Origin of the sequence: Sphingomonas sp. H160509 (genome assembly GCF_024124765.2) — a bacterium.
Classification (GTDB): Bacteria; Pseudomonadota; Alphaproteobacteria; order Sphingomonadales; family Sphingomonadaceae; genus Sphingomonas.
The window spans coordinates 3,567,789-3,580,525 of sequence record NZ_JAMXSR020000002.1 but is presented as its reverse complement, the minus strand read 5'-3'; the positions used below and the strand labels follow the sequence as shown (position 1 = coordinate 3,580,525).

The 12,737-nt window shown below is 63.8% G+C and carries 8 protein-coding genes, 1 tRNA gene and 3 pseudogenes; 8 read left to right on the top strand and 4 right to left on the bottom strand.

Annotated features, from left to right (window positions below):
- Positions 1–17 precede the first annotated feature (17 nt).
- Entirely contained in the window at positions 18–1,391 is a 1,374-nt protein-coding gene (locus NHF48_RS19420) for a class II 3-deoxy-7-phosphoheptulonate synthase (protein WP_253072018.1), read from the top strand.
- Positions 1,392–1,475: 84 nt separating this feature from the next.
- A tRNA-Glu gene (locus NHF48_RS19415) sits at positions 1,476–1,551 on the top strand.
- A gap of 380 nt (positions 1,552–1,931) precedes the next feature.
- Here the strand turns inward: NHF48_RS19415 and yghU are convergent.
- The 4 genes and pseudogenes from yghU to NHF48_RS19395 form a co-directional block, all read right to left on the bottom strand.
- Positions 1,932–2,826: pseudogene (yghU, locus tag NHF48_RS19410) on the bottom strand (glutathione-dependent disulfide-bond oxidoreductase).
- 188 nt (positions 2,827–3,014) lie between these two features.
- A complete protein-coding gene (locus NHF48_RS19405) occupies positions 3,015–3,971 on the bottom strand; it encodes a TonB-dependent receptor domain-containing protein (protein WP_253072017.1) in 957 nt (318 codons plus the stop codon).
- Positions 3,940–5,259: a hypothetical protein gene (locus NHF48_RS19400; RefSeq protein ID WP_253072016.1), complete on the bottom strand. Its 1,320-nt coding sequence runs from the start codon at positions 5,257–5,259 to the stop codon at positions 3,940–3,942. Before NHF48_RS19400 ends, NHF48_RS19405 begins: the two co-directional genes overlap by 32 nt.
- Positions 5,260–5,272: 13 nt before the next feature.
- Positions 5,273–6,484, bottom strand: a complete 1,212-nt coding sequence (locus tag NHF48_RS19395) for a TonB-dependent receptor plug domain-containing protein (protein WP_253072015.1) — start codon at positions 6,482–6,484, stop codon at positions 5,273–5,275.
- 165 nt (positions 6,485–6,649) lie between these two features.
- Here NHF48_RS19395 and NHF48_RS19390 point away from each other — a divergent pair, with 165 nt between their 5' ends.
- The 6 genes and pseudogenes from NHF48_RS19390 (at position 6,650) to NHF48_RS19365 (ending at position 12,550) form a co-directional block, all read left to right on the top strand.
- Complete coding sequence (locus NHF48_RS19390) at positions 6,650–8,233, top strand: tryptophan halogenase family protein (protein ID WP_446741180.1); 1,584 nt, start codon at positions 6,650–6,652, stop codon at positions 8,231–8,233.
- A pseudogene (locus NHF48_RS26190) lies at positions 8,196–8,651 on the top strand (tryptophan 7-halogenase); the annotation flags it as partial. The gene NHF48_RS19390 and the pseudogene NHF48_RS26190, both read left to right, overlap by 38 nt.
- A gap of 1 nt (position 8,652) precedes the next feature.
- Positions 8,653–9,147: a tryptophan 7-halogenase gene (locus NHF48_RS26185; RefSeq protein ID WP_446741179.1), complete on the top strand. Its 495-nt coding sequence runs from the start codon at positions 8,653–8,655 to the stop codon at positions 9,145–9,147.
- Positions 9,044–9,553 (top strand): tryptophan 7-halogenase, encoded by a 510-nt coding sequence (locus NHF48_RS19375; protein WP_253072490.1) that lies wholly within the window; start codon positions 9,044–9,046, stop codon positions 9,551–9,553. Before NHF48_RS26185 ends, NHF48_RS19375 begins: the two co-directional genes overlap by 104 nt.
- A pseudogene (locus NHF48_RS19370) lies at positions 9,550–11,066 on the top strand (tryptophan halogenase family protein). Before NHF48_RS19375 ends, NHF48_RS19370 begins: the two are co-directional and overlap by 4 nt.
- A complete protein-coding gene (locus NHF48_RS19365) occupies positions 11,063–12,550 on the top strand; it encodes a tryptophan halogenase family protein (RefSeq protein ID WP_253072012.1) in 1,488 nt (495 codons plus the stop codon). Before NHF48_RS19370 ends, NHF48_RS19365 begins: the two are co-directional and overlap by 4 nt.
- The last annotated feature ends 187 nt before the right edge of the window (positions 12,551–12,737 follow it).

Genomic DNA, 12,737 nt, shown 5'->3' with positions numbered 1-12,737 from the left:
CAATCGGACGACATGATATGGCCGCGAACTGGGCCCCCGACAGCTGGACGCGTCACGAAGCACGGCAGCTCCCCACCTATCCCGACGCCGCAGCGCTGACTGCCGCGACCGATCAGCTGGCCTCGTTCCCGCCGCTCGTCTTCGCCGGCGAAGCGCGCAACCTGACCGCGTCGCTCGCCGAAGTCGCAGCCGGCAAGGCGTTCCTGCTCCAGGGCGGCGACTGCGCCGAGTCCTTTGCCGAGCATAGCGCGAACAACATCCGCGACACGTTTCGCGTCATTCTGCAGATGGCGGTCGTCCTGACGTTCGCGTCGAAGCTCCCAGTGGTGAAGCTCGGTCGCATGGCTGGCCAGTTCGCCAAGCCGCGCTCGACCGATACCGAGACGATCGGCGGCGTAGAGCTGCCCTCGTACCGCGGCGACAACGTCAACGACATCGCCTTCACCGCGGAATCGCGCGCGCCCGATCCCCAGAGGATGATCCGCGCCTATTCGCAGTCGGCCGCCACGCTCAACCTGCTCCGCGCCTTTGCGCAAGGCGGCTACGCGAACCTGCATCAGGTCCACCGCTGGACGCACGACTTCATGGGCCGCAGCCCCTGGTCGAAGAAATACGCTGAGACCGCGGACCGGATCGGCGAGGCGCTCGAGTTCATGGCCGCATGCGGCATCGATCCCGAGACCGTGCCGCAGCTCGCGCAGACCCATTTCTACACCAGCCACGAGGCGTTGCTGCTCCAGTACGAGCAGGCATTGACGCGGCAGGATTCGTTGACCGGCGACTGGTACGACACCAGCGCGCACTTCCTGTGGATCGGCGATCGCACGCGCTTCGAGGGGTCTTCGCATGTCGAATACCTCCGCGGCATCGGCAACCCGATCGGCATCAAGTGCGGCCCGAGCCTGGAGCCCGACGCGCTGCTGCGGATGCTCGACACGCTCAACCCCGGCCGCATCCCCGGCCGGATGACGCTGATCACGCGCTATGGGTATGACAAGATCGAGGCAAACCTGCCCCGCCTGGTCCGTGCCGTCACGCGCGAGGGCCATCCGGTTGTCTGGAGCTGCGACCCGATGCACGGCAACGTCGTCAAGGCCGCCAACGGCTACAAGACGCGGCCGTTCGACCGCATCCTCGCCGAAGTCCGCGGCTTCTTCGCGGTACACCGCGCGGAAGGTACGCACGCCGGCGGCATCCACGCCGAGATGACCGGGCAGAACGTGACCGAGTGCACCGGCGGCGCGGTCGACGTGACCGAGCAGAGCCTCGCCGATCGCTACCACACGCACTGCGACCCGCGCCTCAACGCCAGCCAGAGCCTCGAGCTCGCCTTCCTGCTGGCCGAGATGCTCAATGAGGAAATGGCCGAGCGGAAGAAGGTCGCCGCCTGAAGAAAATGCTGCGGGCGTTCAAGAATGTTCGGCAACTGTCTTGACGCCTGCCACCCCATTCCGTAGACGCCCGCTTCTGCTAACGGCCCCTTCGTCTAGCGGTTAGGACGACGCCCCTCTCACGGCGTAAGCACGAGTTCGATTCTCGTAGGGGTCACCAGCTTCCGCTTCGTGACGGAAGCGATCAGCGACATTCATTTTTCGCGCGAGCATCAGGGTTTCGCCCTTTCCCGTCGATACTTGTCGACGCGCATTTCAACACGAAACGTTTTCGTGTCGAGTGGGGAAACCGATCGATCGATGGCCTGCATCTCACCGCTGAACAATCCAGACCGGCCGCCTGCGCGCCATCATCGAACGCTACACCGCCGCGGCGATCGAGGGCGACGTCCGACCCGCGCGGCACGTCGTTCAGGGCACGGCAGACGGCTAAGCAAACCGACCCGAATCGATGCCTGGGGAGGCATCGATTCGGGTCGAGCTGAGTGCGTCTCAAAGGCGGTGACCTCGTATCGACCGCTCAGCGCCTCTGAGGAAGCGTTACCTCGCCGCGTTGTCAGCCGCTGCGGCGTCGAGCTTGTCCTGCGTCCGCGTATCAAAATCGCCTGCGTCATGGCGCTCGGGGAGCTGACTGGAAGGATCACCCATCACGCGGTTGACCATCCGCCCACGCGCCACTGCAGGCCGTGCGGCGATCAGATCAGTCCAGCGTAGGACGTTCTTGTAGTCGTTGACCTGAAGGAACTCCGCGGCCTCATAGACCAGCCCCTTCACCAGAGCACCGTACCAGGGGCCATACCGCCATGTCGGCGATCGAATACTCGTCGCCGCCAAGATACTCGCTTTGGCCCAGGCGCCGGTCGAGAACGTCGAGCTGCCGCTTCACCTCCATCGCGAATCGGTCGATCGCATATTCGATCTTTACCGGCGCGTACGCGTAGAAATGCCCGAACCCGCCGCCGAGCATCGGCCCCGCCCCCATCTGCCAGAACAGCCACGAAAGCACCTCGGCGCGCTTGGCGACTTCGGTGGGCAGGAACGCACCGAATTTCTCGGCGAGATAGACCAGGATCGAGCCAGACTCGAAGACCCGGATCGGGCTTTCACCACTGCGATCGACGAGTGCCGGAATTTTCGAGTTCGGGTTGGCCTCGACGAAGCCGCTGCCGAACTGGTCGCCGTCCATGATCTTGATGAGCCAGGCGTCATATTCGGCACCCGTATGACCAGCAGCGAGAAGCTCCTCGAGCATCACCGTCACCTTCACCCCGTTGGGCGTCGCCAGCGAATAGAGCTGCAGCAGATGCTTACCCACCGGCAGCTCCTTGTCGTGCGTGGCGCCGGCGATCGGGCGGTTGATGCTGGCGAACCTGCCCCCGCTCTCCTTGTTCCAAGTCCAGATCTTCGGCGGCGTGTAATCGGCGGTCTCGGTCATTAGGATTCTCCGCGTGGGGGTTATTCCTTGTCGGCGCCGTGAGCCGTTGCGGAATGTGACGCAAGTGCGGAGTACGCCTATCGAGTTGCTTTGCGCTCCGCCGCTGACGCAACGAGGGACGCCCCGTATGACCGGGACGCCCCAAGGGAGTATATCAGGCCCACCAGATAGTCGGCCGGTTTCTCGCCTTACTTGATCGCGACGCGGATCGAGAAGGTGAAGCGGCGATCGTTGATGAACCAGTTGCGCGGCCGCGTCAGCAGGTCGTCGTTGATCACGTACGACGTCCGCGTGATCGAGTTCGTCAGGTTCACGCCCTGGAAGCCCATCCGCACCGAGGGTGTCACCGAGTAGAAGATCGAGGCATCGACCTGACCATAGGCTTCTGCGAACACCGGTGAGTTCGGCACGATCACGTCACGAATGGTGAGCAAATTCCTCGAACGCCAATTATAGGCGGCGCGTATTTCCAATCCATTGCGCTGATAGAACGGCCCGGCGTTGACTTGGTATTTCGACAGACCTTGCAACGGCAGACCGGCGGTATCAATGTTGGAGATTATGCCCGCGGTAACGTTCGGATCGTTCGGGTCGAGGGTCTGCTGTGGCACGCCGGACGATTCGATGTACGTAAAGTTTCCGGAGAAGCCGAACCCGGCCAGAAACCCGGGCAGGAAGTCGTACGTCTGCTGGTACCCGAGTTCAAGTCCCTTCAAGCGACCGGTATCGGTGGAGTTGAGCGGCGTTGTCACGATACCGTCGAAGCTTACACCGTTGTTTGTGAAGGTCTGACGCTGCAAACTGTTGGTCTGCACGCCAAACAGATTCTTCTTGAACAGCGACAGCGTCAGCTGGCCAACGTTCGAGAAATACCATTCGGCGGTCAGATCGTAATTGTCAGCACGCACGGGTTTTAGATACGGATTGCCCACGGTAAAGTTCGCTATCGGCCCGCCGTTGAAAAGAATATTCTGGTCGCTTGTGTTGAGGCCGACATTGTAGAACGCCCGGGTCTGGTCGAAGTTCGGTGGCGCGACGCTCTTGGTGAAGGCCGCACGGAACTGAAGGCCACTGCCGACCGCCAGCTTGACGTTGAAGCTTGGCAGAAAATAGTCATAGCTCAGCTTGGCGGCGATTGGCGACAACGCACCGTTCTGAAATGCGGCCGCGGCCGCTTGTGTGGCGCCGGGCAAGGCGCAAAAAACGCGATACCGTCGCACCGGTTGCGATCTGCTCCGGCGTCAAGGTCGGACAGCTGAAGGACTGTTGCGGGAACGAGTAGAAGCCGGACGAGATACGGCGTGTCTTCGTGTAGCGCACGCCGACATTGCCACTCAGGTTCCACCCGTTCGACAGGTCATTGCCGAATCGCACGGAAAGATACGCCGCATTGTTGCGCTCGCTGACCGGGTTGATCTCGCCGGGCAGGAACGGCGTTCCGGCGACTGCGCCAGCCCGCCCAGCCAGCGGGACCCAGCCATTGGCACCCGACAGATTGCTCGTGAAAGTCCGCCATTCCTGGGCAATCTGCGTGATCGCCTGGGTCGCTGCGCCGTAATCCTGGAGGAAACCTCCCGGTACGAACACGCGCCCGCCATTGGAGGCGTCGTTCGCCTGACCCCGAAAGAAGTTGTCGTAGAGGAACGCTTGCTGCGGGCCGAGTTGGCCGGCGTCGCGGGTCGCCGGATTGCCATCGATCGGCCGATCAAACCAGACCGGGCCGCCCGGACCGACCGATGCCGTCGCGGCAGGATCGGCAGCGGTCGGCGCCGGGACGGTACCGCCGCCCCAGATTTCGCTGAGCACGCCCCAGTTGTACGCCGTCGATCGCGCATCGTTTTGACGGTCGGAGAATCGATAGCCACCCCGGATCGAGGTTAGCCAGCTGTCCTCAGGAAACGAGTAATCCAGGTCGATACGCGCCGAATCCTCATTACCCTTGCTGTCCTCGATGTGATCCATCGCAGCACGGTAGAAGTTGTTATAGGGGTCCGTGTAGCTGGGGTGCGCGGCGTTTTGATAGTTATTAGGTCCATTGGCGACCGGCACGAAGTTCACATAGGCAGGATCGCTACCATTCAGACGTATGTCCGCGTTCTGATAGCTCGTGCCCCACACAGTCAGGTCGGTTACCTTCACCTGCGACCAGACATGCTGATAGTCGACATTGACGCCGAGCCGGCTTGTCGCCTGCCATTTGAAGTTGAAGCTCGCGTCGTTGGTGCGGAACCGCGATTCGTTGCCGCGCGCGATATTGTTGCTCTGCAGGCCGTTCGTCGGCGTCCGCATATCGGCAGGCGCGCTCTGGTCTGCGCGGTAGCCGTTGGGGCCAGTGATCAGGCCGCCGGTAAAGACGTTGTCGTCGTCAAAGGTAAAGCTCGTACCGGGGAAAGGCTGCGTATCGCCCGCCGCCAGCACGTTGTCCGTCGCCACTTCAATCGAATTTTCAGTCCAGGCCTCGCGCGAGTCCGTGCGGAGAAATTGTGCCGTCGCAGTCATCGACCTGTCGGGGCTCCGCCACTGACCGGCAGCCGAATAGCCGTAGCGCGTACGATCGAACTCCTGGCTCCTGATCGCGGCACCGCGCGGTAGATAGGTGGTACGGGCGAACGGCACCGTCACCGCCGCCGACGTCGGCGTTGCGGGGGGTAGCGATGATCGAGTTGGGATTGTTAGGATCTATGTTGCTTGGCTGATAGAAGACGCCGTTCGTTCCCTCCGGACGCTCGCCCCAATTGGAGATCTGCACGCTGTCCGCCCGGCTGCGGACCTGCGAGCGTACGAAGCTGCCGAGCAGACCAAAATCGCCGATGCCGGTTTCCCAGCGGTCGCTGGCGAGCACCGATACAGTCGGCGCCGACTTCTTGACGAAGTCACCGTAGTTGTTCTCCAGCGTGCCACCGATGGCAAACCCGACGGAGTCGAACGGCAGACGCGTCCGCAGATTGACCGTGCCGCCGATACCGCCTTCGATCATGTCGGCCGATGGGCTCTTGAACACATCGACCCCGCCCAGAAGCTCGGACGGCACGTCGGCAAACGACAAGCCGCGACCGTTGTTCGCGCTGAACGAGTCGCGTCCGTTGATCTCCGAGCGCGTATAGCTCAGGCCGCGAACCGTGACGCCCGACCCTTCGGTCGAGAAATGATCCGGGTCGACGCCGGCCGAGAAGTGGCTGATCGACACGCCCGGAACGCGCTGCAATGCTTCGGTGACCGAACGGTCCGGCAGTGCACCGATATCCTCGGCCGAAATCGAATCTACGACGACTTCGGAATTCTTCTTGATCGCCTGCGCGCTTTGCAGACTGCGACGAATGCCGGTGACCACGATGTCCTGGTTGGTGGCCTCGTCCTGCGGGGTCGCAGTCGACTGCTCGGCCTGCGTCGGCACGGCGCCACCCGACGGAACCTGCGCGTTTGCGGAGGGCTGTGCCTGCCCGGACGAGGAGGCGTCGACGCTCGCCGCTGCAGCCCGATCTGAAGGTGCGGTACGGCCAAGCGCCGCCGGGGTCGGCGTGCTCTGCGAAGGAAGTGTATCTGCTTGCTGGGCATGCAGCACCTGCGGCGACGCGGCCAGGCACAGCGCGATCAACGATGCCCCGCCCTTCAGCGCACCAATACGAGTCGACGCAACTAAGATATTCGCAGTGGCCATGACGTTCTGCATCCCCTTTATAGATAGCGCTATCATTCTTTGGCGCGCTTTATCTGTCTGGCGAGGTAGCGTCACACGAATGTAACAGCTACATAAAAGGTTAAGAACGCTCGGAAATGAGTGGGTAGTTGCCAAGATGCAACACAGAGAGGATGACGATTGGCCATGGGTGCCCGGATACAAGTCGTGATCGTTGGTGGCGGTACCGCTGGTTGGATGACCGCGGCAACATTGGCCATGAGCTTTGCCGGCCGGCTTGCCGACGTAACCCTGATCGAGTCTGAGGAGATCGGCACAGTCGGCGTCGGCGAAGCGACGGTTCCTCACATCCGATTCTTTAATCAAAGATTGGGTATCGACGAAGCCGACTTTATTCGTCGTACAAATGCGACGTTCAAGCTTGGCATCGAATTTCGCGATTGGGGCCGTATCGGCGACAGCTACATCCATCCCTTTGGCGATTTCGGGCACGACATCGATGGCCTGCCTTTCCACCAGTATTGGGCCCACGCGTCGCGTGGTGGCGCTGACGGCTTACCGACGCTGGAAGACTGCTCGCTGCCGATCGTCGCCGCACGGGACAATCGTTTTACGCCGCCACTCGAGGACCCGCGCTCGATCCGGTCGACCTATTCCTACGCCTATCAGTTCGATGCGACGCTCTACGCGGCCTATCTGCGCGACTATGCCGAAGCGCGCGGCGTCCTCCGGATCGAAGGACGCGTCGATGCGGTCGAGCAAAGCGCGGGTGGTATAGATGCCGTTCGCCTTGCCGATGGTCGGAGGATCGCGGGTGACCTTTTCATCGACTGTTCCGGCTTTCGCGCTCTCCTGATCGATGGCGCACTCAAGGTTAAATATGAGGATTGGTCGCACTGGTTGCCGTGCGATGCCGCATGGGCCGTTCCCACCGCCAATACCGGCGCATTGACACCGTACACCCGGGCAACCGCGTGTGAAGCAGGATGGCAATGGCGCATCCCGCTGCAGCATCGAACGGGGAACGGCCATGTCTTCTCGACACGGTTCGCCGACCCGGAAACCGCACGTGCGGTGTTGATGGATAACCTGGAGGGCGAGGCGCTTGCCGAACCGCGCATGCTGCGCTTTCGGACGGGCCGGCGAGATCTGCAATGGGTTGGGAATTGCGTCGCGATCGGCCTGTCCGCGGGGTTTCTCGAACCACTCGAATCGACCAGCATCCACCTGATCCAGCTCGCGATCGGCAAGCTCATCGAGCTGTTCCCATCGGGTGGCGTGTTCGACCCAGCGGATGAGGCGGAATTCAACCGCGCGATGGCGCTCGAATATGATCGGGTCCGTGATTTTCTGGTGCTGCACTACTGTGCCACGGAACGCGACGATACGCCGTTCTGGCGCTACATGCGAACCATGACCCTGCCCCTCGTCGCTGACCGAGAAGATCGCCGAATTCCGCGAGCGGGGCATCGTCGCATCCTATCGAGAGGGCATGTTCCTGCCGGCGAGTTGGCTTGCCGTCTATTACGGCCAGCGCATCATGCCGGACCGCGTGAACCCGCTGATAGCGGATATGCCGATGGCGACGTCGCACGCTCATGTCGCCAAGGTCGCCGCCGCCTGTGCGAGTGCAGCCAAAGCGATGCCCCTGCACGAAGACTATATCGCGCGGATCAAGGCCGCGGCATGAGTCGGATCGTCGCAATCCCTAGGCGCGAACCTGTGCGGCTGGATGGCCGCAGCCGCGCTCGCGCGTCGCCTGCCTCGTGACGCCTATCGTGTCGTCGTGATCGACGATGGCATGAGAGGCGATGGACTGGGGGATTTTGCACCGGTGATAGCGGTGCCGCCAGCGCTTGGCGGGTTTCACGCCGATCTTGGTATCGAGCCGACGGCGCTTGTCCGCACAACCGGCGGAGGCCATGCGCTCGGGGTCGCGTTCGGTGGCTGGCGCGAGGACGGTGCCGCGGCCTTCCTGTCCTACGGCGACACGGGGGGCGCCGCTTCAAGGTATCGCGTTTCACCAGCTTGCCGGCCGGCTGCGCAAGGACGGGATCCATGTCCGTCTGGCCGACTATGCCTTGTCCGCGGTTGCCGCACAGGCCGGCCGGTTCGCTCTCGAAGCCCCGATTGCGCATGCGTCGCATCTGCCGGTCGAACCCTACACCGCGGTGCTGCGCGCGGCCGCGATGAACTTCGGTGCTTCGTGCGCGAACGCACCGTTGGCCGACGCTCGGATCGACGCAGGCGGCATCGTCGAGATGCTGAAATTGACGGACGGCACCGAAATTGTTCCGCTGCTCGTGCTGGACTGTTCCGGCAGCAGCGCGCGCATCGCGAGCCGGACGGCGCCGGCATTCGAAGATTGGTCGGCATGGCTGCCGTGTGACCGGACGCATACGCAAACGCTGTCAGCAGCGGGCGCACCGCCACCCTATACGCAAGTCGACGCGCAGGGTTCGGGTTGGACCGCAACCTGGCCGCTCGGTGGCGCCGACGTGCGCTTGACCTGCGCCGCGGGTGGCGAGGGGCACGCCGTTCCGCGCCGGTCGCCGCGTCGAGGCCTGGCGCGGCAACTGCATTGCCCCAGGCGCCGCCGCAGGGCTTATCGAGCCACTGCATCCAACCGCGCTGACCGTACTGCTGCGGTCGCTTGCGCAACTCATCCAGCTTTGGCCCGCTGAACGCCGCGCACCCATCGAAGCCAGGGCATTCAATCGATTTACGGCAAACGCCATGACGGGCGCCCGCAACTTCGTCATCGCACAGAAGGCCACAGGCCGTGGGGTGGGTGCATCCCGAGACGAGCCCGGCGGCACGATGCTTCCGGATGCAGTCGAGGCGAAACGCACCCTGTTCGCCGCACGCGGACGTCTGCCAATGTTCGACGACGAACCGTTCGAAGAGGAGGACTGGGCCGCGATGTTCGACGCGATGGGTCTCGTGCCACGGCGGTACGACGCGCGTGCCGATGCGCTGCCCCTGGCAACGATCCAACAGCATTTCGCCGATCATCGCGCGCGGATCATCGCGCAGGTCCGTGCGCTTCCGCCTTACGCGCACGCCATGGCCGAACTGGCTGCCGCATGACGCTGGGTTCACCTGTCCGTCGCATCGTCATCGTCGGCGGCGGCACCGCGGGCTGGATGGCGGCCGCCGCGCTGGCGCGACTGATCCCGACCGGCGCCAGCGTGACCCTGATCGAGTCCGATACGATCGGCACCGTCGGTGTCGGCGAAGCGACGATCCCGCCGATCCGGGCCTTCAACGCGATGCTCGGCATCGACGAAGCGGCGTTTCTGGCGGCGACGGCAGGCAGCTTCAAGCTCGGCATCGAGTTTGTCGACTGGGGTGCGATCGGCGAACGCTATCTCCACCCGTTTGGCGGGTTCGGCTTCGATATCGAGGGCGTCCGCTTCCAGCAACATTGGCGACGCCGCCGAGCCGCAGGCGTGGTCGAGGACATCGACGCCTACTCGCTGTGCGCGGTCGCCGCGCGGGCCGGGCGGTTCGCCCCCCCTCGCCCGACCCTGCATCGATATTGTCACAGATGGCGCATGCCTATCATTTCGACGCCGGTCTTTACGCCCAATTCCTCCGAGGTCGTGCGGAACGCGACGGCGTCATAAGGATCGAGGGCGAGATCGGCGATGTCGCGCTTGACGGCGATACCGGGCACGTCCGTCATGTCACGCTCGCCGGCGACCGCCGGATCGAAGGCGACCTGTTCCTCGACTGCTCCGGCTTCCGCGGTTTGCTGATCGAGCAGGCACTCGGTGCCGGTTACGAGGACTGGACGCGCTGGTTGCCCTGCGACCGGGCCGTTGCGATGCCGAGCGCCAATATCGGCACCGCGATCACGCCGTACACCCGCTCGACCGCGCAAGCGAGCGGCTGGCAATGGCGCATTCCGCTGCAGCACCGTACCGGCAACGGCTATGTCTACAGCAGCGCGCATTGCTCGGACGACGAGGCCGCCGCGACCTTGCTCGGCGGCGTCGATGGGCCGCCGCTTGCCGACCCTCGCGTTCTGCGTTTCACAGCCGGGCGGCGCCGAAAACAGTGGATAGGCAATGTCGTCGCGCTCGGCCTAGCCTCCGGCTTCACCGAGCCGCTCGAATCCACCAGTATCCACATGGTCCAGACCGGCATCTCGAAGCTGCTGGCGTTATTCCCCGACCAGGGTTTCTCGCCGGTCGAGATCGATACCTATAATCGTCTTGCCGAAACGCAGTTCGACCAGGTTCGCGACTTTCTCGTGCTTCACTATCATGCGACCCGCCGGACCGACTCTCCGTTCTGGCGCGAGGCCGGCGCGCGGGCGATCCCCGAGAGTCTCGCCGAGAAGATTACCCTGTGGCGACGTCGCGGACGGCTGTTCCGATGGGAGGACGATCTGTTCGCCGAAGCAAGCTGGGTCGCAGTGTTGCTGGGGCAAGGCATCGTTCCCGAGGGCTGGGACCGTCTCGCCGATGCGGTCGATCCGCGCGAAGTCGACGCCCGGTTTGATCGGTTGCGCGCGATGTTCGCCGACGCCGCAGCCCGGATGCCGCGCCACGAAGACTATCTCGCCCGTACCAGCCCGGCACGCGTGCGCGCATGACCGACGCGCTACGATCTGTAACGATCGTCGGTGGCGGCACTGCGGGCTGGATGGCTGCGGTCGCGTTTGGGCGACTGCTTGGCCCCGCCGGCACGCGCGTGACGCTGATCGAGTCCGACGACATCCCCACGGTCGGCGTGGGCGAAGCAACGATCCCGCCGATCCGTACCTTCCACGCGATGCTCGGGATCGACGAGGACGCCTTCCTCCGCGCGACCGGCGGCAGCTACAAGCTCGGCATCCGCTTCGAAGGCTGGACGCGTCCGGATGAGTCCTATGTCCATCCGTTCGGCCAGATCGGTACCGACATCGCCGGCGTGCCGTTCGCCGCGCAATGGCTGCGTGCGCGCCAGGCAGGCGCGGCAAAACCACTGGGCGCCTATTCGCTAGAGGCATGCGCGGCGGAGGCCGGCCGTTTCTCCCGGCCGATCGCGAATGGAAACTCACCCCTGTCGCGGATCGGCTATGCGTATCATTTCGACGCCGGGCGCTATGCGGCATTCCTGCGGACGCAGGCCGAGGCATACGGCGTCGTCCGCCACGAAGGGCTGGTCGAACGCGTCGAGCGCGGCCCGGCGGGTATCGCGGCCGTCCATCTCGCAGACGGTAGCCGCATCGCAGGCGACCTGTTCCTCGACTGCTCCGGCTTTCGCGCCCTCTTGATCGAAGGCGCGATGGAGGCAGGATGGACCGACTGGTCCGAATGGCTCCCTTGCGACCGCGCCGTCGCAGTACCCTCGGTTGCCGACGCCGCACCGCTGCCGCTCACCCGGGCGATCGCCGAGCGTGCCGGCTGGCGCTGGCGTATCCCGTTGCAGCACCGCACCGGCAACGGCCATGTCTTCTCCAGCCGCCACATGAGCGAGGACGAAGCGACCGCTACGTTGCTGGCCGGGGTCGAAGGCAAGACGCTTGCCGACGCTCGCGTGATCCGTTTCGCGACGGGCCATCGCAACCGGTTCTGGGTCGGTAATTGCATCGCTCTTGGTCTGGCAGCGGGATTCATGGAGCCGCTTGAATCCACCAGCATTCATCTGGTGCAAAGCGGATTGCAGCATCTGCTCAGGATGTTGCCGACGGGCGCCCCTCCCGCCCCGGCAGTGGTCGAGCGCTACAACCGCATCATGACCGCGGAATATACTCGCATCCGGGACTTCCTCGTCGCACATTACCATTTGAATGCGCGCGCCGAACCATTCTGGCGCGACCGCGCAGCTGCAGCAATCCCGGAGGGGCTAGCCGAAAAGCTCGCATTGTTTCGCGCCGGCGGCCGAATATTCCGGGAAGCCGACGAACTGTTCAACGAAACCAGCTGGCTCGCTGTCTTGACCGGACAGAACGCCGCCGTCTCTGGCTACGATCCGATCTGCGACGCGATACCGATCGATACCGCCGCCAATCAGTTGGCGCAGATTGAACGCGTAGTCGCCACCTCACTGACGCATATGCCATCCCATGCCCATGCGCTCGCTAGGTTGACGTAAACCAGCTGATGCCCGTGCCGCTCGCCATCGTTGCGGCCGCGACTAAACTCGACCGACGCGGCTTGCGTTTCGATGGTCCCGAACGGGTCCGCAAGACGTCTGGTCGTCCCGAGCATCGTCGATGACGGCGGCAAGGCGACCAACTGGAACCCGCCGCCTGCCTGGGCCGCCTTCATCGACGGCACCC

Excerpts from the sequence above, each read along its gene's own strand:
- NHF48_RS19420 (WP_253072018.1), top strand. The coding sequence starts at position 18 with ATGGCCGCGAACTGGGCCCCCGACAGCTGGACGCGTCACGAAGCACGG.
- NHF48_RS19390 (WP_446741180.1), top strand. The coding sequence starts at position 6,650 with ATGGGTGCCCGGATACAAGTCGTGATCGTTGGTGGCGGTACCGCTGGT.
- NHF48_RS19395 (WP_253072015.1), bottom strand. The coding sequence starts at position 6,484 with ATGGCCACTGCGAATATCTTAGTTGCGTCGACTCGTATTGGTGCGCTG.
- NHF48_RS19365 (WP_253072012.1), top strand. The coding sequence starts at position 11,063 with ATGACCGACGCGCTACGATCTGTAACGATCGTCGGTGGCGGCACTGCG.
- NHF48_RS26185 (WP_446741179.1), top strand. The coding sequence starts at position 8,653 with ATGAACTTCGGTGCTTCGTGCGCGAACGCACCGTTGGCCGACGCTCGG.